This window comes from Octadecabacter temperatus (assembly GCF_001187845.1).
In the GTDB taxonomy this organism is placed as follows: Bacteria; Pseudomonadota; Alphaproteobacteria; order Rhodobacterales; family Rhodobacteraceae; genus Octadecabacter; species Octadecabacter temperatus.
Genome location: NZ_CP012160.1, coordinates 608,248 through 626,436, shown reverse-complemented (window position 1 = coordinate 626,436; position 18,189 = coordinate 608,248). Strand labels below are relative to the sequence as shown.

Here is an 18,189-nt window from a genome sequence, read left to right as displayed (position 1 = left end):
GTCCAATTAGGACAGGATGCCCATGATGTCGGATTCTTTCATCATCAACAGCTCTTCGCCGTCGATAGTGATTTCTGTGCCGGACCATTTGCCGAACAGCACTTTGTCGCCAGCTTTAACAGCCATTGGGACAAGCTCGCCGCTGTCTTTACGTGCGCCTTCGCCCACGGAAATGATTTCGCCTTCGGCTGGTTTTTCTTTTGCTGCGTCTGGGATGATCAGGCCGCCAGCGGTCTTTTCTTCACCTTCTGTGCGGCGCACAAGAACGCGATCGTGAAGCGGAGTAAAAGCCATGTTTGAGGCTCCTTGCTTTGCAATTTCAATTCATTAGCCCCGCTTTGGGGCCATTAGCACTCACATCATGCGAGTGCTAGCAGCGGATAGGTAGGCAAGCAAAAGCAGTGAGTCAACAGCCCGCCCGCGCAAGCCATTCAAAAAAGTCCAACCTCTCGTTGTGCACGCGGTCCCCAACCATCGTGCTACCTTGCTGAAAACAGCCCTGCGGCTTAACAATTGAAGGACCATCCCCAAGGAGCCCCTGCAATGATCCGCGCCTTTGTTTTCCTCTTAATGTCTTTGCCCGCCATGGCCTCTGCCCAATGCGTTGGCAGCAGCTTCGTTGAACGTTTGTCACTGCGCCAATTGGCGGACCTTCAAGCCTCGGTCGACGCGGTTCCTTATGCCAGCGGCAACATCTGGCTGGCGCAAAAAGGCGACACGACTTTAACGATCCTTGGCACCATGCACCTCCCCGATCCGCGCCACGTTGATATGTTCAACGCGATCGCAGATACACTTTTACAGGCGGATATCGTGCTCGCGGAAGCAACGCTCGAAGATCAGCAAGCCATGCAAACCTTTATGGCAGAGAACTCCGAACTTATGACTATCACTGAGGGTGGCTCCCTGCCCGATCGTCTTGATGAGGAAACTTGGAACGCCATCCGAGATGCCGCCGCCGCACGCGGCATGCCCGGCTTTATGGCCGCAAAAATGCAACCTTGGTTCCTGTCCTTATCTTTGGCGATCCCACCGTGCGCAATGACCGCGATGGCATCGGGCCAAGGAGGCCTCGACAACTTGGTTTTGCAGGCGGCCGAAGCAAATGGCATACCAACGCAGCCTCTCGAGCCATGGCAGAACATGCTCAACTTGCTGTCGTCGGGTACGTTTGAAGAACAGATCGAGGCCCTAAAACTCGCGCTGTTGGCGCCGGAACTGCAGGACGAACTGATCGTAGCAACGGTCGAATACTACTTCGCGGGCCAGTCCGCAAAAAGCTGGCAACTCAGCTATCTGTTGCAGGATTTCTTACCGCTGATCGACGCCGTCGAATACACCAAGCAGATGGCAGAGATGGAACAGACGCTACTGATTGGCCGCAACGCGGCGTGGATCCCAGTGATTGAAGCAACCGCCACCGAACATGATGATATATTCATCGCCTTTGGCGCGGCGCATCTGTTTGGTGAAACCGGCGTGCTGCGGCTGTTAGAAAACCGCGGCTGGGCGATCACGCGTTTCTAAACATCGCCCCAATCGGCGAGCCCTTTAGCGCCTGCTTCGGTCAGCCCGTACACCCCGCGCTCAACCCGCGTAAACCAACCGTAGTGATCGTCCGCCATGATCCGCGTGGCGACAGGAACCTCGGCCCATTCCGCAACCTTCGCGCCCTTGCTCGGCCCGTGAACAGCCAAGAACCGTGCGCACTTTAACGCGTCTTGGCGATAACCCGTGACAATCCCATGCCGCGTCGCGCCGCCCTCATTGGGGTCACCTTCAAGGCGATCAAACGCCCGCAATAGCGATTTCTTTTTCTTTTTTAACTTGCGCGCAGCATAGGGCCCGGGATCAGCCAATGCCTCAACAAACCCGTCACGCAAACGAACCGTCAAGACACCAAGCCCCAAACGGCGCGCTAGTTTCACATTGTTACGTAGCGCCTTGCCTTTGCCGCCCGCAGGGACAGCGACGTACACATCATCCGTCAGCGCCAGCCGCTCAATCCCTTGATGAAATAGCGCCAGAGAGAACCCGAGCTTCAGCTCAACGACAACAACATCATCGCCGCGCCGCCCGACGACATCCGCCGCACCGACCTCGCCCTTTACGTCATACCCCTGACGCTGAAGGTGCGCTTTCACGGGGCCGTATAGATCTGCTTCGCGGGGTTTACTCATGACGCCAAGCTAGCAGTTTACAGCCGCGATCCAAGCCACCAAACTGCGGCCATGACACGCGATGACATCATGGCCTTTTGCGCGACACTCCCCCGATCGACCCACGTCGTCCAATGGGGCAACTCCGACGTTTGGAAAGTCGGTGGAAAACTGTTCGCCGTCTTGGGTTGGAACGACGGCGAAACCGCGGTGACTTTCAAAGTCACCCCCATCGCATTTGAGGTCTTGCCAGAAATGGAGGGCATCCGCCCTGCGCCCTATCTCGCCTCACGCGGGATGAAGTGGTTGCAAGACACCCGCACGCCAGGATTGTCAGACATAGAACTGCAAAACCACATCACCTATTCGTATGAGATGGCCATCGACGCCCTTACCAAGAAAAAGCGTGCCGAACTGGGGTTGTGAGACCTTCGCGCGACACATAGGCGCGTTGCGTTTGCGGTGGGTGACAACGCGAAATACCCCGCCTATAACGCGGCCAAATCGACGCTTTGAAAGGTGTATCACTCCATGACCACTCTCGTTTTCGGCCACAAGGCCCCCGACACAGATTCCCTCGGCTCCGCGCTTATCTGGGACTGGTTCCTGAACCACACAGGCACACCTGCAAAAGCCGTTTTGCTTGGCACACCGAACACCGAAGCGGCGTTTGTTGCTGAAAAATGGGGCTTCGCGCGGCCTGACATCATCGACGATGTTGCTGACGATCAGGACTGCGTCATCGTTGACACTAACAACCCAGCTGAGCTGCCAGCCAACATCAACGGCGCGAACATCACCGCGATCATCGACCACCATAAACTGGTCGGCGGTTTGGAAACAAAAGGCCCAATCGACATCACAGTGCGCCCGCTGGCCTGCACCGCGACCATCATGCACGCGTTGATGGGTGAACACGCAGCGCACATGCCTGACAACGTTAAGGGCCTGATGCTCAGCTGCATCCTGTCTGACACACTGGAGTTCCGCTCCCCAACAACAACAGACACTGACAAAGACCTCGCGATTGCGCTGGCTGGCCAGCTGAACCTGAACGTAACTGATTACGCGACAGAAATGTTCGCTGCGAAATCTGACGTTTCCGCGTTCTCTGACGTCGAACTTCTACGCATGGACTCAAAGGAATTCACTGTCGACGGCACAAAATTCCGCGTCTCGGTTCTGGAAACCACAGCGCCTGCCATCGTGCTGGACCGCAAAGCATCCATCATGAACTCCATGACCGACGTGGCAACTGAGGACGGCGTTGACCAAGTGTTGTTGTTCGTCGTGGACATCTTGAATGAAGAAGCCACGCTTCTGGTGCCAAACGAAATGGTTAAGTCCGTGGCTGAAAAGTCTTTCGACGTGACGGTGTCTGGCGACAACGTTGTTTTGCCCGGCGTTATGAGCCGCAAAAAGCAGATCATTCCTTCCCTGAAGGTCTAAACCTAAACACTTTCTTAAAAAGGGGCGTTGACCATTCGGTTCGGCGCCCTTTTTTTCTGCACCTGCGGTATGTACAGGTTGTGTACAGCTTGTGTACGCAGTGTGCACGGCTTGTGCCCGCTAACAAAAGGTAAATCCATGTCCCATATCGTTAACACCTTCGCCGAAATTTCCGATCAGTATGACGTGGCTTTCGTCGATCTTTGGGGCTGTATGCATAACGGAATTACCCCGTTTCAGGACGCGGTTTCTGCGATGGCTTCTTACCGCGAACGCGGCGGTAAGGTCGTGTTGGTAACGAATTCCCCGCGCCCGTGGGATAGCGTTGCGCAGCAGCTTTTGGATATGGGCATGGCGCAATGCTGGGACACGATTGCAACGTCAGGCGACTCTGCACGCGCGGCGATGTTTCGCGGAATTGTTGGCGAAAAAGTCTACTTCATGGGCGAAACCCCGCGTGATGACGACTTCTTCAAACCCCTCAGCATCATCAAGAATCCCGTTGATATTCAAAAGGTTCCGCTTGATCAGGCCGACGGAATCGTCTGTTGCGGCCCGTTCGACACCCAGGCGGATGTCGATGTGAACCGCGCTGACTTTCTTTATGCGAAATCCAAGGGCCTAAAGCTGCTTTGTGCGAACCCTGATATCATCGTTGATCGTGGCGAGACCCGTGAATGGTGCGCCGGTGCGCTGGCCGCATTGTATACCGAAATGGGTGGTGAAAGCCTTTACTTCGGCAAACCGCATCCACCCATCTACGATCTCGCCCGCCGCCGGTACGCGGCATTGGAAGGATCGTTAACAGATCCGCGTATCATCGCCATCGGAGACGGGATTCGCACCGACATTCTCGGCGCCCAACAAGAAGACATCGACAGCCTCTTTATCACCGGCGGTCTTGCGGCGGCAGAAACAAAGACCGATCAACAACCCGATCAAACAGCGCTAAATACCTATATTCAAAGAGAAAAGATCACACCAACGCACGCGATTGGATTTCTTCGATAGGTTAAGAATGCCTTGACAAATGCTGCGCCTGCAAAGTAATAATATTTCAACTATCATGGTATAGAAGAATTTTTGTTACTCGATGGATGATAATATGCTCGACAATGACCACCGCGGAACCGTTTGTATTGAAGACATCGAAATCGGTATGTCGCGCTCATTGCGCAAGATAATTACCGATCGCGACATCGAATTGTTTGCCGAGATTTCGACAGATCATAACCCTGTCCATCTCGATGATGATTATGCAAACGAGACGATCTTTGAAGGCCGCATCGCCCATGGTATGCTGACGGCGGGCCTGATTTCGGCGGTTATTGGTGAACAGCTGCCGGGCCACGGCACGGTCTACCTAGGTCAGTCCCTTAAATTCCTGGCCCCTGTGCGTCCGGGCGACATGGTGGATGCCATTGTAACAGTTACCGACATGGACATCGGCAAGCGCCGTGTCACCATGGATACCCATTGCGAAATCGATGGCAAAAAGGTCCTTAAGGGCGAAGCAATCGTTCTCGCACCCTCGCGCAAATTCGACTGACTTGAACCTCGCGCAAGGGCGCGTTACCCAACCCCATGCGCATTATTCGTGACCCATTTTTTATTGCTCCTGAAGATCGCGGCGCAGCTGCGGCCATCGGTAATTTTGACGGTGTCCACCTTGGCCATCAAGCGGTGATCGACCTGACGCGCAGCGTCGCAAACGGCGCGCCCTTGGGTATCCTCACGTTTGAGCCGCATCCCCGCGAATACTTCGCGCCAAACGCCCCACCCTTTCGCCTCATGAATGCGGCATCCAAGGCCAGTCGCCTTGAAAAACTGGACGTTGAGCGTCTGTATCAAGTGCCATTCAATGAAGCCCTTGCCGCCCTTACGCCTGAAGAATTTGCGCAAACAATTATCAAAGATCACCTAGGTTTAACCCATGTTGTGGTCGGCGAAGACTTTTGCTTCGGCCAAGGTCGTGCGGGAACGGCGCAAGACCTGAAAGCCTTTGGTCTGGAGATGGGTTTTGGCGTTACGATCGCCCCTCTTCTTGCTACGACCTCTGGTGATGTGTCCTCAACAGCGATCCGCCAATCCCTTACGGATGGAACACCCCGTATCGCAGCAGAAATGTTGGGCCATTGGCATCGCATCGACGGCCCTGTCATCTCGGGTGAACAACGCGGTCGTGATCTTGGGTATCCTACCGCCAACATGTCTATCGAAGGACTGCATCCGCCAAAGTTCGGCGTATACGCGGTGAAAGTCGACGTTCTTGAGGGGCCGCATAAAGGCACCTACGATGGCGCAGCCTCAATCGGTATTCGCCCGATGTTTGACGGCGACGTACCAAATTGCGAAACATATCTCTTTGATTTTTCAGGCGACCTTTACGGTGCACGCCTTAGCATCGCGCTGGTTGATTATTTGCGGGGCGAAGAAAAATTTGATGGCCTCGACGCGTTAATCGCCCAAATCGACGCGGATTGCGTACGTGCGCGCGAGATCCTGAACGATGTCTGATCCCATAGATCGCAGCGATATCCGGCCAGAATTTTGGTCAAACATCCCCCTATCAAAACTGACCAAAACCGAATGGGAAGCCCTGTGTGACGGCTGCGGTAAGTGCTGTCTAAACAAGCTAGAAGATGAGGGCAGCGGCGAAGTCGTTATGACACGTGTGGCATGCAAACTGCTTGATGATAGCAGCTGCCACTGTTCGCTTTACCCTAAGCGCCACCAGTATGTGCCAGAGTGCATCGTGCTGACCCCAAAGACGATTGAGGACAATATGTACTGGCTGCCGCAAACGTGCGCCTACCGTCTTGTCTTTGAGGGGAAAAACCTTTTCCATTGGCATCCGCTTGTGTCAGGAAATGCGCAATCTGTGCATGATGCGGGCGTATCGGTTCAGGGCCTAACCATATCTGAGGCCAATACCCCTGAAGACGACTGGGAAGATCATATCATTGAGGAGCCACTCTAATGTTTTTCGCCTCTGACAATTCTGGTCCAGCCCATCCAAAAGTGATGGAGGCCCTGATGCGCGCCAACGAAGGTTACCGTTTTGGCTATGGCGCGGACGCCGAAATGGACCGCGTGCGCGACATGATCCGCGAGTTGTTTGAAGCCCCTGAAGCGGCTGTCTATTTGGTATCAACTGGCACGGCTGCGAACTCGATTGCGTTGGCGACGTTAGCCGAACCTTGGCAGACGATTTTCTGCACTAAGCTGTCCCACATCAACGAAGATGAATGTAACGCGCCTGAATTTTATAGCGGTGCAAAACTGACATTGGTGGGCGATGAAAACGCCAAGATGACCCCTACGACATTGCGGGCGGCCATCGAGGATGAAGAAACCCGCGGCGTTCACGGGCCGCAACGTGGCCCAGTATCCATCACGCAAGTCACCGAAAAAGGGACCGTTTATACGCAAGGCGAACTAAAGGCGCTAACCGCTGTCGCCAAAGAGTTCGGTCTTACAACACACCTTGATGGTGCGCGTTTCGCCAATGCGATTGTAAGCTTGGGCTGCACACCTGCGGAAATGACATGGAAAGCAGGCATTGATTGCGTCTGTTTTGGCGGCACCAAAAACGGGTTGATGGGTGTTGAAGCGGTAATCTTCTTTGACCCCAAACACGCATGGGAATTTGAACTGCGCCGCAAACGTGGGGCGCATTTGTCGTCTAAGCACCGCTACTTAAGTGCGCAGATGGAAGCATACCTGACGGACGATTTGTGGCTTGAACTGGCGACCAGTGCCAACGCCGCGGGTCAGCGGTTGGCCGAAGGTTTGCTCGGATCAAATGCAGTGACGTTTCCCTATGAACCCGAAGCCAATTTGATGTTCTTTGATGCACCGCGTGGCGTGCACAAAAAGCTGCAAGCAGCAGGTGCTGAATACTATGTAATGGGGTCACTTGAAGGTGGCGACGACGACCTTGTTACAGGCCGCCTTGTTTGTGATTGGTCAGTTGGCTCGGACGGCGTGGATGAATTCCTCGCCGCCCTAAAAGCTTAAAACTCGCCGGATAGGTGGCGATCGAGATCGTCTAGGCGGTCTTGGCCCCAGAAGCGTTCATCTTTGTCAGAGATAAAGAATGGCGCGCCAAAGACGCCTTTGGAAACCGCTTCTTCTAGGTTGCGCGCATAGGTTTCTGCACCTTCTAAAAGGCCGCTATCAGCCAGCGCCGGATCAAACCCAGTTTCTTTCAAACAGTCGCGGATCACGTCGTCTTCGGCGATGTTTTTGTCGTCAGCCCAAACACTGCGCGTCAGTGCATTCACCAATGCCCCGACATTGCCACCGGCGTTTTGCGCGGCGATGATCGCATAGGATGACGGTGCCATGTTTGTTGGGAAGAAGGCCGGCTTTTCGCTGAGCGGTAACCCAGCGACAATAGCACGACGGCGCATGTCTTGCAGGCGATATTCCTGACGGTTGATGTGGCGCTGACCGGGTGGGACACCGCCCGTGGCAGCAAACAACGCCATGATGTCGAGTGGCTTGTAAGTGACGGTCGCACCGTGTTTCTGCACGATCTGTTCGAACTCCGGCCCTGCCAAATAGGTGAACGGAGAGATGGTCGCAAAGTAATAGTCAATATTCGGCATTTGGTGCTCCTAAAATCGCGCTGCTTTGTTGGTGCGACCCTACGGACGTGCTACCCCGTGTCAACGCTGCGAATCTGACATATCGGGACCCTGCCACATGCCAAACCTCATTGAACCAAAACTCATCTCCGGAAACGCCAATATGCCATTGGCCGAAGCCGTCGCCAAACGCATGTCCATGCATCGCGGTATTAACGTCGGCCTTGTGGATGCGCGGGTAGAACGGTTCAACGATGGTGAGATTTTCGTCGAGGTCTATGAGAACGTACGCGGCGAGGATATGTTCATCATCCAGCCGACATCGAACCCTGCCAACGATAACCTGATGGAACTTCTGATCATTTCAGATGCATTGCGTCGCTCGTCCGCTGACCGCATCACTGCGGTGATCCCTTACTTTGGCTACGCCCGCCAAGATCGCCGTTCAAAGGCACGCACGCCGATCACTGCCAAGTTGGTTGCGAACATGCTGGTCGAAGCCGGCATCGAACGTATCCTGACACTTGATCTGCACGCGACACAAATTCAGGGCTTTTTCGATATTCCAGTCGACAACCTATATGCGTCGCCTGTGTTCGCGCTGGACGCGATGCACCATTTCAAAGGTCAGATGGAAGAAGTCATGGTTGTTTCACCTGATGTTGGTGGTGTGGCCCGTGCACGTGACCTTGCGCAGCGCATTGGTGCGCCATTGTCCATCGTCGACAAACGTCGCGGCAAGCCGGGTGAAGTTGCAGAGATGACTGTTATCGGGGACGTGAAAGACCGCGTCTGTCTGATCGTAGACGACATCGTTGATACGGCGGGTACGCTTTGCAAAGCGGCTGAAGTGTTGATGGAACACGGCGCGAAGGAAGTGCATTCCTACATCACACACGGCGTGCTGTCCGGCCCTGCGATTGAACGGATCGGCAATTCCGTGATGAAGCATCTGGTTATCACCGACACGATTGAGCCGACTGATGCTGTCAAAGCATGCGAACAAATCCGCATCGTGCCGACCGCACCGATGTTTGCCCAAGCGATCTTGAACACATGGAACGGTACATCCGTATCATCCTTGTTTGATCACAAGACACTGCAGCCGATTTACGAGAACATGTACACGGGTAGCTAACTAAGCGCCGCTTAGTAAACATCCCATTCGTCCGCTTGACGTAACTCACCAATCGCCTGCCACGCGACGCGTACGCGGGCGATTTTGGTGTCGCCCCATGTGCGAAACACGATGGCAAAACCTTCGTTGGTGATGTCTTCGGATTGGACGTCAGCTCGGGCGTTGGTATCGCTGGCCATGTCCCACATGGATAGGTTCACTTGCACAGCGGGCGGCGCGCGGAAACTTTCGGGAAATTCCACATGCGCACGGGTTTGGCGGGCGCCTTCGCCCGTCCACATGACGCCGTCATGCTCAAAATCCGAGAACAGGACCACGTCACCGTGATCCACCCCGATAAGGTGATTTCTTAGTCGTTTCATGTCTTACCGTCGGCCCTCAAGAGCCATTATCCATCCAACGACAACCCTAGATGTAAAAGACGGCAGATTTAAGCCAAAGATTCATTTTCGTGATTGGATCATGATTGGGCGTGACTGCGCAGCCGCATGATCAACGGGTACATCAATAAAATAAGGATTCCGCCCATTAGAAACGGTGCTCCAGGCAGGTAGATTCCATTGTTGTCCACATAGGCTTCAAATACCCAGGTAGATCCCAATGGGGCCAAAAACGCCGCAATTGAGGCCATGGATGCAATCACGCCTTGCACAAGCCCCTGCTGGTCCTCCCGCGCGATATTGGACGCCATCGCCGTCATCATCGGCGGTGAAAGGTCTGAGAACGCTGCAAATATTAGAACGATGACAAGGCCCATGACGGTTGAGATCACGCCAAAACCGACGAAGCCAATAAGGGCGGCGATCATCCCGAGTTGAAGCGTGCGGAACTCGCCCAATCGGTTGATCATCACTGGCATCAAACCGCCCTGCACGCCCGCCAGAAGTATCCCGTATCCGGCAAGGGAAATGCCGATCAGTAGTGTCGACCAGTCGAATAATTCACGCGTGAAGAACGCCCAAAGGGTTGGGTAGACCATATTGGCGAGCTCAAAAATAAACAGGCAGATCAATGGGATCGCTAGGTTTGGGATTTTGAACGCCTGAAAGATTGCGCCGAACGGGTTCAAGTTTCTAACACCAAACGCGCGGCGTTTTTCGGGTGCGAGGCTTTCGGGAAGGACAAACAAACCGAACGCCACGTTGCCTGCCGATAGTACGGCCGCAATCCAGAACGGGGCTGTGATGTGCCAGCCAGCCGCGATGCCGCCAATGGCCGGCCCAAGGACAAATCCGATCCCGAAGGCCGCCCCGATCATCCCAAACCGTGCTGCGCGTTCTTTGGGGCTTGAAATGTCGGCGATATAGGCCGTCGCGGTCGTATAGGTCGCCCCTGCAATCCCTGCGAGGATACGCCCGATAAGAAGGACCCAAAACACACTTGCCAACGCCATGATGACGTAATCCACCGCCAGCACTAAAAGCGCTGCGATCAGCACAGGTTTGCGCCCGTAAGCATCTGAAAAACTGCCGATAATGGGTGCGAAAATGAACAGCGCACCCGCATAGGATGCCATCAAAATACCCCCCCAAAGCGCACCCTCGCCCGTGCTTCCTGCCCCGACCCGATCCATCAAGTCCGGCATGATCGGAAATACCAGACCGATGCCGATGGCGTCGATCATCAGCGTTATGAGGATGAAGATGTAGGCGCGGTTTTGCATGATGCGAAGTGACGCCTTTTGGCGAGACCTGGCAAGTGCAAATTGAGGGAGCATGTCGCACTTTGCGGTCAGCAAGCACGCGATATGCCACGACGAGATTTTGGCCCAAAGTGTTAACAAAGGGGCTTCGATTTCAATTAGTCTATGCGAATCGGACGTTAATGACCTTATTTTACGGGATTCTACGCATCTAGATTCCATATAGAATGCGTATAGAAACTGTATAGCTGCTGTATGGAAATGCCGTGATTAACCCACCGCGCGGTTAGGATGCGTTAACCTTTCCGCTAATACAATTTGGCAATACCAGCGCAAGGCTGCTTACCCGCGGGCGGACCATACCTTTGCGATCCGCCCGCAGTATTCAACTGGTCACACTAAGTTGCGTTCCGGACCATCTGGGTCTGAATGCCTAGTTTTTCGATACCAAGGCGCATCGTTTCACCCCCTGATAAATACGTTGGCGGCTTTAAGCCCATCCCAACACCAGGAGGTGTGCCCGTTGAGATCACATCACCTGGTTGAAGGCTCATGAACTGGGAACAATAGGAAATCAGATGCGGCACCTTGTAGACCATTGTCGCGGTTGACCCGTTCTGGTGGCGCTTACCATCAACTTCCAGCCACATCGAAAGATTGTCGTAATCGCCAACTTCATCAGGGGTGACCAGCCAAGGACCCGTTGGTCCAAAAGTATCGCAACCTTTGCCCTTATCCCAAGTCCCCGCACGTTCGATTTGGTATTCACGCTCGGAAACGTCGTTGACGACACAGAAACCTGCGACGTGATCCATCGCATTGGCCTCATCAATGTAAGCGCCACCTTTGCCGATCACGACGCCAAGTTCGACTTCCCAATCGGTTTTCTGAGAACCACGCGGGATGATAACTTCGTCGTCGGGGCCAACAATGGCAGACGTCCACTTGTTAAAGATCACGGGTTCTGGCGGCACGTCCATTCCGCTTTCAGCGGCGTGGTCCGCATAGTTCAAGCCGATGCAGACGAACTTGCCCGTTTGACCAACGCACGGGCCAAGGCGCAGATCGGCCTGCGGTGTTCCGTCGACGATGGTCAGTGTGGTTACATCCAAGGACTTCAGTCGTGCGATTGTTTCAGGAAGCAGGGCCGCGCCTGCGATATCGTCCACATGGGCCGAAAGATCGCGAACGCGACCTTCTGCATCAAGACAACCGGGTTTTTCTTGGCCTGCGGGGCCGTAGCGCAATAGTTTCATGTGGTCCTCGGACGTTAGATATTAAGGGGGTATCGCAGCCCCGGGAGGCAGGGCTGCGACGTGTCGTAGATCAATCGTACAATACGGCCTGAATTTCAGCATCGTCGATGTTGGATTGGTCGTAGTAGTAGAAACCTGTGTCGATGATTTCTGGCAGCTCTTCGCCATTCATCGCAGCCACGGCAGCTTTTACAGTTTCATAGCCGATGCCAACAGGGTTCTGGGTGATCGCGCCAGCCATCAGACCATCACGGATAGCGTCTGTCTGTGCCTTACCGGAATCGTAACCGATGATGGTCACACCTTCGGAGCCCATTTCACGCACCGCGTTCACGATACCGATGGCAGAACCCTCGTTTGTGCCGAACATGCCGCCCAAGTCAGGGTTTGCAGTCAGGATTGCTTTGGCCACTTCAGTAGACTGAAGCTGATCGCCCGCGCCGTACTGTACAGTCACCACTTCGATGTCTGGGTATTCGGATTCCATCTGGTTTAGGAAGCCATCACGACGGTCGATACCTGTGCGGCTTGTCTGGTCGTGTGCAACGACTGCAACAGTTCCTTCACCGCCAAGGAATTCTGCCATCTTGTCAGCGGCCAATGCGGCGGCTGCGACGTTGTCAGTCGTGGCTGTGGACACTGGAATGTCGCTGTCGACGCCACTGTCAAACGCGATGACTGGAATGCCAGCCTCGGATGCTTGACGAAGAAGCGGGATCGCTGCTTGGCTGTCGAGTGCAGCAAAGCCGATAGCACCAGGGTTGTTTGCTAGCGCTGCGGCAAGCATGTCGATCTGACGGTCAACCATAGTTTCATTGTCTGGGCCTTCAAACGTGATGCGGACTCCCAATTCTTCAGCAGCTTGATCGGCGCCTGCTTTGACGGCCTGCCAGAACTGGTGCTGGAAGCCTTTAGATACGAGCGGGATGTAGATTTCATCCTGCGCATATGCAGCGGGTGCCATTGTAAGTGTTGCAGCAACGCTAAGCGCGCCAATAAGGGTACGACGTGACAACATGATAATTCCTCCTAAGTTGTCGTTTACCCCGGTTCTCCTCCCGGGTTTTTGGTTGGTTAGTTTGTCTTCTTGCGGCGCATCATGTCGGCGTAGACTGCCAGAATGATGATCGCGCCAGTGACGACTGTTTGCCATTCTTGTGCCACGGACAGCACGCGCAGCCCGTTGGTGAGAACAGCCATAATTAGGGCCCCGATAAGGGAGCCGAGAATTGATCCGCGACCACCTGACAAGGACGTGCCACCGATAACCACGGCAGCAATCGCTTCGAGTTCGTAACCAAGGCCAAGGGCTGGTTGCGCAGAGTTCAGACGTGATGCGATCAACAGGCCCGCGATGCCAACGATGGAACCCGCAACAGCGTAGATTACGATCTTCCAACGGTCGGTGTTTACACCTGACAAGCGTACGGATTCCTCGTTGGACCCAAGCGCAAAGCAGTAGCGGCCCAGCACGGTGCGGTTCAGGATGTAGGCGGTTACAGCGGCAACGATGAACAGGATCAACACGCCATTCGGGATAGGCAGGGACGGTATGACTTCGCCAATCAGTGACCCACGAGATATTTCACTAAAGCCAGGTGTGTCGTTGAAGTAGATCGGGCGAGTGCCTGAGATCACAAGGCTAAGCCCCTTGAGGATCAGCATCATGCCCAATGTTGCAATGAAAGGCGGGATCGCCATTTTCGCCACAAACGTTCCTGACAAAGCCCCGCAAAGAGCACCGGTTAGGACTGCGGCTATTACGCCCAGAAACAGGGGCATGCCTGCATAGGTCAACACCACGCCGGTTATCACAGCACAAAACGTCATCATCGTGCCAACCGACAGATCAATGCCGCCTGTGATGATCACCAACGTCACAGCAATCGCCAGCACGCCGTTCACCGACGTCGCCTGCAAAATTGCGATCATGTTGGATGTCTGCATGAAGTTCGGCGAAGCAATTGAAAAGCCGATCAGCAAAATGACCAAACTGGCGAATGCCAGCACTCGTTGGTGCGTTCCAGCTGCAATGATCTTTGCAAGCGTCGACTTGGGGGCGTCTGTTGTCATAGCGGTCATAGTGTTTCCTCTGCACCAGCCAACGCGGGGTCGCGCTGGGTGGCCAATTCCATGATTTGTTCTTGAGTGGTTTCAGCTCCGCCCGGTAAAATGCCGGTTAAGCGGCCTTCGCACATAACCGCGATGCGGTGTGACAGGCGCATGACCTCAGGCAATTCCGACGAAATCACGATGATCGCACGCCCTTGTGCTGCGAGGTCTTCGAGCAAAGAATAGATTTCAGATTTCGCGCCAATGTCGATGCCGCGTGTTGGTTCGTCAAAGATCAAGACATCGCAATCACGCAAAAGCCACTTGGCGATGACAACCTTCTGCTGATTGCCCCCCGACAGGAACCGCACCTCTTGGGTGTCGGAAGGTGTACGGATGCCCAGACGATCAATGTATTCCTTGGCGACGCGTTCCATTGCAGTTTCGTTCAGAACGCCCGTTTTTCCTGCGAACCGGCCCAGATCGGCCATCGCGATGTTGGCACGCACGGTCATGTCTACAGCCAAGCCAAAATGTTTGCGATCTTCGGACAGATACCCGATTCCTGCCTGCACAGCAGTATTAGGGGTACGGATGTCCACGGATTGCCCATCCACGAAAATCTCCCCGCGATCACGCGGGTCGGCCCCGAAGATGATCCTCGCCACCTCTGTACGACCAGCGCCCATGAGGCCTGCAAACCCCAGGATCTCACCTTTGCGAACATCGAAGCTGACATCGCGCACTTCTTTGCCACGCGACAGGTTACGAACCTCGAGGGCCACAGGGCTTACCGACGTGTCTGGAATGTCCGGTGCGTTTTGCGTGACCTCGCGACCCACCATGAGTTGGATGATAGTAGATAGGGGCGTATCTGCAGCCTCAACCGTGTCGATATAGGCACCATCGCGTAGGATCGTGACGCGATCTGCGATGCGTTTGATCTCGTCCATGCGGTGGCTGATGTAGACAATGCCAACGCCGTCCGCTTTCAGCTTGTCGATCACCTTAAACAGCTCGTTGATTTCAGCGTCGTTAAGGGCAGCTGTGGGTTCATCCATGATTAGAACGCGCGGGCTGTAAGACAGCGCCTTGGCGATCTCGATCAATTGCTGGCGTGCGATGGTCTGAGTGCTGACTTGCGTGCGGGGGTCCATCTTAAGGTTCAGCGATGCGAATATCTCGGCAGTTTTGGCATTCAGCGCAGCTTCGTCCAACCGCCCGAAACGACGGCGGGGTTCGCGCCCGATCAACACGTTTTGTGCTGCGGTCAGATCATTCATCAGGCTGAGTTCTTGGTGAATGATGCCAATGCCGAGGTCCTGCGCTGCTCGGGGGCCATCAGGCGTTACAGGGTTGCCGTCCACGAACATCTCGCCTTCGTCACGGGCGTAGATCCCGGACATGATTTTCATCAGGGTCGATTTGCCCGCACCATTCTCACCCATAAGGGCATGAACCTCACCCGGGCGTAGATCAAACTGCACGGCCTTTAACGCGTGCACGCCCGGAAAGCGTTTTTCGATCCCCCTCATTTCGACAAGATTTGTCATGGTCACAGCCCTCCCAAGCCAGTGTCGCCCTAAATGGTGCAGCCGCCATCAACCAAGACCATCTGGCCGGTCATGAAGCTGCTGCCATCAGACAAGAGATGAACGATGGTCGGCGTCAGATCATCCACGGTCGACAAGCGGCCCATGGGTTGGCGCGCGATAAAGTCTTTTTCTGCCTGAACCGGATCGGGCGCCTCAGCGATGCGGCCTTGCAGGGCAGGCGTGTCGACAGTGCCAGGGCCAATGCAATTGCAGCGCAGGTTCTGGGCGACAAAGTCAGCTGCGATACCTTTGGTCAATCCGACGACGGCAGCCTTAGTCGCGCCGTATGCCGTGCGATTGATGAAACCTTTTTCCGAAGACGCCATCGAGGACATGTTCAGGATCGATGCGGCGCCTTGGCTTTCAGCACGGCGCAAAAGGCCGGGCACAAAGGCGCGACACATGCGCACCATTGAGGTGATGTTGAGGTTGACGGAGAAGTCCCATGCGGCGTCGTCCAGTTCAAGAACCGTGCCGTGATGGACTACACCCGCACAGTTAAACAAACCATCAAGGTCAGGCAGTTCAGCGGCCAGTGCGTTAACCGCTTCTGTATCTGTCACGTCCAACACGCGGGTCTCTATTCCATCAACGTCGTCGAGCTTTGCCAAAAGCTCCGCGTTAATGTCCGTCGCATACACCTTAGCACCCGCCGCCGCACAGGCGCGAGCGCTGGCTTCGCCGATACCTTGGGCGGCGGCAGTTATCAGAATTGTTTTGTTTTGTAGTGTCATGTCGGTCCCCATTTTCACATCACCGCACCGATCTGCCACGGCACGAATTCCACCCCACCAAAGCCAAGGTCTTCGCTTTTGGTTTGCTCTCCGGACGCGATGCTGATGAACATCTCGTAGATCTCTTCGCCCTTGTCCTGCAGGCTGACGCCTTCGCTGACGATGTCGCCACAGTTGATGTCCATGTCTTCGGACATGCGGGCGTACATTTCGGAATTGGTCGCGACTTTGATGCAAGGCGTTGGCATGTAGCCCGACACAGATCCGCGGCCCGTAGTGAACACAATCAGATTAGCGCCCGACGCGATTTGGCCCGTTACTGAGCAAGGGTCGAAGCCCGGGCTGTCCATAAAGACAAAGCCCTTCTTTTCGATCTTTTCACCAAACAGATACACGTCTGTCAGGGGCGCGCTGCCGCTTTTGGCGACCGCACCGAGAGACTTCTCAAGGATTGTGGTCAGGCCGCCGCGCTTGTTACCAGGGCTTGGATTGTTGTCCATCTCGCCCTTGTTGCGGGCGGTGTAGTCTTCCCACCAGCGCACACGTTCGATCAGTTTTTCACCAACCTCAACGTTCGCTGCGCGGCGGGTCAACAGATGTTCCGCGCCGTAAATTTCAGATGTTTCCGACAGGATCGTTGTGCCGCCGTGACGTACCAACAAATCGGACGCGACGCCCAACGCTGGGTTGGCCGTAATACCGGAATAGCCATCGGAGCCCCCGCATTGCATCCCTACCATCAAGTGGGAAATGGGTGCCGGCTGACGTGTGGCCGTGTTGGCCAATGCGGCCATACTGCGCAGCTCATCTAGGCCTTTCTCGATGGTCTTTCGTGTCCCGCCCGTCTGCTGGATCGTCATGTATCGCAACGCACCATCGGCGCGAATTTCACGGCCACCAACGAGGTCGGAAATCTGCATGACTTCACACCCAAGACCGATCAAAAGAATGCCGCCAAAGTTGGGGTGCTGCGCATATCCAGACAGCGTCCGAAACAACGTATCGTACCCTTCGTTATTGCCGGACATCCCACAGCCTGTTCCGTGAGCAATCGGAACGATCCCGTCGATATTTGGAAAGTCATCCAGAAGACCGGATTTTTCCGCAGCTTCAGCAATGAATTTCGCAACGGAGCCGGAGCAATTTACCGATGTCAAAATACCCAAATAGTTACGCGTGCCGACTCTGCCGTCCGCGCGGTGAAAGCCGTTGAACGTGCGCTCTTCAGAAGCGACTTCGAGCGGCTTTGCTTCACTTGCGTGCGCATAATTCTGTGTGTGCTCTCCCATGCCGAGGTTTTGGACGTGCACATGTTCGCCCACTGCGATGTCTGCAGTGGCCTGCCCAATGGTCTGCCCGTAACGAATTACATTCTGGCCTGCGCTGATCTCTGCAATGGCAATCTTGTGTCCTTGCGTGACCGACTCAAGAATTTTAACGCCAGTCGATTCGTCAGTTTCACCCGCTGAAATATCCGCAAGCGCGACCGCGATATTGTCTTGCGTATTCAGGGTCAGCAGGCGGAAATCTTGGGTCATTGACGGGGTACCTCTGGCTTAGGGGCTTTGGTTT

Annotated in this window: 20 protein-coding genes; 9 read left to right on the top strand and 11 right to left on the bottom strand. The window is 54.8% G+C overall.

The genetic code is table 11. The features are described 5' to 3' along the window. Window positions 1-6 precede the first annotated feature (6 nt). Window positions 7-294 (bottom strand): co-chaperone GroES, encoded by a 288-nt coding sequence (locus OSB_RS03280; protein ID WP_049833643.1) that lies wholly within the window; start codon window positions 292-294, stop codon window positions 7-9. 249 nt (window positions 295-543) lie between these two features. Between OSB_RS03280 and OSB_RS03275 the strand changes: the two genes are divergently transcribed. Then, window positions 544-1,527, top strand: coding sequence for a TraB/GumN family protein (locus OSB_RS03275; RefSeq protein ID WP_049833642.1), 984 nt, complete (start codon window positions 544-546; stop codon window positions 1,525-1,527). On the opposite strand, the gene OSB_RS03270 is transcribed toward OSB_RS03275, so the two are convergent. Further along, window positions 1,524-2,180 (bottom strand): DUF2161 domain-containing phosphodiesterase, encoded by a 657-nt coding sequence (locus tag OSB_RS03270; RefSeq protein WP_049833641.1) that lies wholly within the window; start codon window positions 2,178-2,180, stop codon window positions 1,524-1,526. The genes OSB_RS03275 and OSB_RS03270 overlap by 4 nt on opposite strands. 51 nt (window positions 2,181-2,231) lie before the next feature. On the opposite strand from OSB_RS03270, the gene OSB_RS03265 reads away from it, so the two are divergent. From OSB_RS03265 to OSB_RS03235, 7 genes are all read left to right on the top strand, one after another. After that, on the top strand, window positions 2,232-2,585 hold the full coding sequence (locus OSB_RS03265) for an MmcQ/YjbR family DNA-binding protein (protein ID WP_049833640.1): 354 nt from the start codon (window positions 2,232-2,234) through the stop codon (window positions 2,583-2,585). Between the two features lie 105 nt (window positions 2,586-2,690). Next, on the top strand, window positions 2,691-3,608 hold the full coding sequence (locus OSB_RS03260) for a manganese-dependent inorganic pyrophosphatase (RefSeq protein WP_049833639.1): 918 nt from the start codon (window positions 2,691-2,693) through the stop codon (window positions 3,606-3,608). 138 nt (window positions 3,609-3,746) lie between these two features. Then, window positions 3,747-4,619: a TIGR01459 family HAD-type hydrolase gene (locus OSB_RS03255; RefSeq protein ID WP_049833638.1), complete on the top strand. Its 873-nt coding sequence runs from the start codon at window positions 3,747-3,749 to the stop codon at window positions 4,617-4,619. A gap of 94 nt (window positions 4,620-4,713) precedes the next feature. Further along, entirely contained in the window at window positions 4,714-5,157 is a 444-nt protein-coding gene (locus tag OSB_RS03250; RefSeq protein WP_049833637.1) for a MaoC family dehydratase, read from the top strand. 35 nt (window positions 5,158-5,192) lie between these two features. Next, window positions 5,193-6,125 (top strand): bifunctional riboflavin kinase/FAD synthetase, encoded by a 933-nt coding sequence (locus OSB_RS03245; protein ID WP_049833636.1) that lies wholly within the window; start codon window positions 5,193-5,195, stop codon window positions 6,123-6,125. Further along, on the top strand, window positions 6,118-6,588 hold the full coding sequence (locus tag OSB_RS03240) for a YcgN family cysteine cluster protein (RefSeq protein WP_049833635.1): 471 nt from the start codon (window positions 6,118-6,120) through the stop codon (window positions 6,586-6,588). Before OSB_RS03245 ends, OSB_RS03240 begins: the two co-directional genes overlap by 8 nt. After that, window positions 6,588-7,628 (top strand): threonine aldolase family protein, encoded by a 1,041-nt coding sequence (locus OSB_RS03235; RefSeq protein WP_049833634.1) that lies wholly within the window; start codon window positions 6,588-6,590, stop codon window positions 7,626-7,628. Before OSB_RS03240 ends, OSB_RS03235 begins: the two co-directional genes overlap by 1 nt. On the opposite strand, the gene OSB_RS03230 is transcribed toward OSB_RS03235, so the two are convergent. Further along, a complete protein-coding gene (locus OSB_RS03230) occupies window positions 7,625-8,221 on the bottom strand; it encodes a 2-hydroxychromene-2-carboxylate isomerase (RefSeq protein ID WP_049833633.1) in 597 nt (198 codons plus the stop codon). The two genes, OSB_RS03235 and OSB_RS03230, sit on opposite strands and share 4 nt — an antisense overlap. 97 nt (window positions 8,222-8,318) lie before the next feature. On the opposite strand from OSB_RS03230, the gene OSB_RS03225 reads away from it, so the two are divergent. Beyond that, complete coding sequence (locus OSB_RS03225) at window positions 8,319-9,338, top strand: ribose-phosphate pyrophosphokinase (protein WP_049833632.1); 1,020 nt, start codon at window positions 8,319-8,321, stop codon at window positions 9,336-9,338. 11 nt (window positions 9,339-9,349) lie between these two features. On the opposite strand, the gene OSB_RS03220 is transcribed toward OSB_RS03225, so the two are convergent. The 8 genes from OSB_RS03220 to OSB_RS03185 all read right to left on the bottom strand — a co-directional run bounded on the left by OSB_RS03220 (window position 9,350) and on the right by OSB_RS03185 (window position 18,155). Beyond that, on the bottom strand, window positions 9,350-9,700 hold the full coding sequence (locus OSB_RS03220) for an H-type lectin domain-containing protein (RefSeq protein WP_049833631.1): 351 nt from the start codon (window positions 9,698-9,700) through the stop codon (window positions 9,350-9,352). Window positions 9,701-9,798: 98 nt separating this feature from the next. Then, window positions 9,799-11,001 (bottom strand): MFS transporter, encoded by a 1,203-nt coding sequence (locus OSB_RS03215; protein ID WP_049833630.1) that lies wholly within the window; start codon window positions 10,999-11,001, stop codon window positions 9,799-9,801. A 377-nt stretch (window positions 11,002-11,378) separates the two neighbouring features. After that, the gene (locus OSB_RS03210) at window positions 11,379-12,236 is read right to left on the bottom strand and encodes a fumarylacetoacetate hydrolase family protein (protein ID WP_049833629.1); all 858 of its coding nucleotides are present in this window, start codon (window positions 12,234-12,236) and stop codon (window positions 11,379-11,381) included. Between the two features lie 70 nt (window positions 12,237-12,306). Next, entirely contained in the window at window positions 12,307-13,254 is a 948-nt protein-coding gene (locus OSB_RS03205) for an ABC transporter substrate-binding protein (RefSeq protein WP_049833628.1), read from the bottom strand. A gap of 56 nt (window positions 13,255-13,310) precedes the next feature. Next, on the bottom strand, window positions 13,311-14,318 hold the full coding sequence (locus tag OSB_RS03200) for an ABC transporter permease (RefSeq protein ID WP_049833627.1): 1,008 nt from the start codon (window positions 14,316-14,318) through the stop codon (window positions 13,311-13,313). Next, window positions 14,315-15,841: a sugar ABC transporter ATP-binding protein gene (locus tag OSB_RS03195; RefSeq protein ID WP_049833626.1), complete on the bottom strand. Its 1,527-nt coding sequence runs from the start codon at window positions 15,839-15,841 to the stop codon at window positions 14,315-14,317. The genes OSB_RS03200 and OSB_RS03195 overlap by 4 nt, the downstream gene beginning before the upstream one ends. Before the next feature lie 29 nt (window positions 15,842-15,870). After that, the gene (locus OSB_RS03190) at window positions 15,871-16,617 is read right to left on the bottom strand and encodes an SDR family oxidoreductase (RefSeq protein ID WP_049833625.1); all 747 of its coding nucleotides are present in this window, start codon (window positions 16,615-16,617) and stop codon (window positions 15,871-15,873) included. A 14-nt stretch (window positions 16,618-16,631) separates the two neighbouring features. Next, on the bottom strand, window positions 16,632-18,155 hold the full coding sequence (locus OSB_RS03185) for a UxaA family hydrolase (RefSeq protein ID WP_049833624.1): 1,524 nt from the start codon (window positions 18,153-18,155) through the stop codon (window positions 16,632-16,634). Window positions 18,156-18,189 lie beyond the last annotated feature (34 nt).

Coding starts and splice junctions, on each gene's coding strand:
- OSB_RS03205 (WP_049833628.1), bottom strand. CDS start 13,254: ATGTTGTCACGTCGTACCCTTATTGGCGCGCTTAGCGTTGCTGCAACA.
- OSB_RS03230 (WP_049833633.1), bottom strand. CDS start 8,221: ATGCCGAATATTGACTATTACTTTGCGACCATCTCTCCGTTCACCTAT.
- OSB_RS03270 (WP_049833641.1), bottom strand. CDS start 2,180: ATGAGTAAACCCCGCGAAGCAGATCTATACGGCCCCGTGAAAGCGCAC.
- OSB_RS03265 (WP_049833640.1), top strand. CDS start 2,232: ATGACACGCGATGACATCATGGCCTTTTGCGCGACACTCCCCCGATCG.
- OSB_RS03260 (WP_049833639.1), top strand. CDS start 2,691: ATGACCACTCTCGTTTTCGGCCACAAGGCCCCCGACACAGATTCCCTC.
- OSB_RS03195 (WP_049833626.1), bottom strand. CDS start 15,841: ATGACAAATCTTGTCGAAATGAGGGGGATCGAAAAACGCTTTCCGGGC.
- OSB_RS03225 (WP_049833632.1), top strand. CDS start 8,319: ATGCCAAACCTCATTGAACCAAAACTCATCTCCGGAAACGCCAATATG.
- OSB_RS03250 (WP_049833637.1), top strand. CDS start 4,714: ATGCTCGACAATGACCACCGCGGAACCGTTTGTATTGAAGACATCGAA.
- OSB_RS03185 (WP_049833624.1), bottom strand. CDS start 18,155: ATGACCCAAGATTTCCGCCTGCTGACCCTGAATACGCAAGACAATATC.
- OSB_RS03245 (WP_049833636.1), top strand. CDS start 5,193: ATGCGCATTATTCGTGACCCATTTTTTATTGCTCCTGAAGATCGCGGC.
- OSB_RS03190 (WP_049833625.1), bottom strand. CDS start 16,617: ATGACACTACAAAACAAAACAATTCTGATAACTGCCGCCGCCCAAGGT.
- OSB_RS03210 (WP_049833629.1), bottom strand. CDS start 12,236: ATGAAACTATTGCGCTACGGCCCCGCAGGCCAAGAAAAACCCGGTTGT.
- OSB_RS03240 (WP_049833635.1), top strand. CDS start 6,118: ATGTCTGATCCCATAGATCGCAGCGATATCCGGCCAGAATTTTGGTCA.
- OSB_RS03275 (WP_049833642.1), top strand. CDS start 544: ATGATCCGCGCCTTTGTTTTCCTCTTAATGTCTTTGCCCGCCATGGCC.
- OSB_RS03235 (WP_049833634.1), top strand. CDS start 6,588: ATGTTTTTCGCCTCTGACAATTCTGGTCCAGCCCATCCAAAAGTGATG.
- OSB_RS03215 (WP_049833630.1), bottom strand. CDS start 11,001: ATGCAAAACCGCGCCTACATCTTCATCCTCATAACGCTGATGATCGAC.
- OSB_RS03200 (WP_049833627.1), bottom strand. CDS start 14,318: ATGACCGCTATGACAACAGACGCCCCCAAGTCGACGCTTGCAAAGATC.
- OSB_RS03220 (WP_049833631.1), bottom strand. CDS start 9,700: ATGAAACGACTAAGAAATCACCTTATCGGGGTGGATCACGGTGACGTG.
- OSB_RS03255 (WP_049833638.1), top strand. CDS start 3,747: ATGTCCCATATCGTTAACACCTTCGCCGAAATTTCCGATCAGTATGAC.
- OSB_RS03280 (WP_049833643.1), bottom strand. CDS start 294: ATGGCTTTTACTCCGCTTCACGATCGCGTTCTTGTGCGCCGCACAGAA.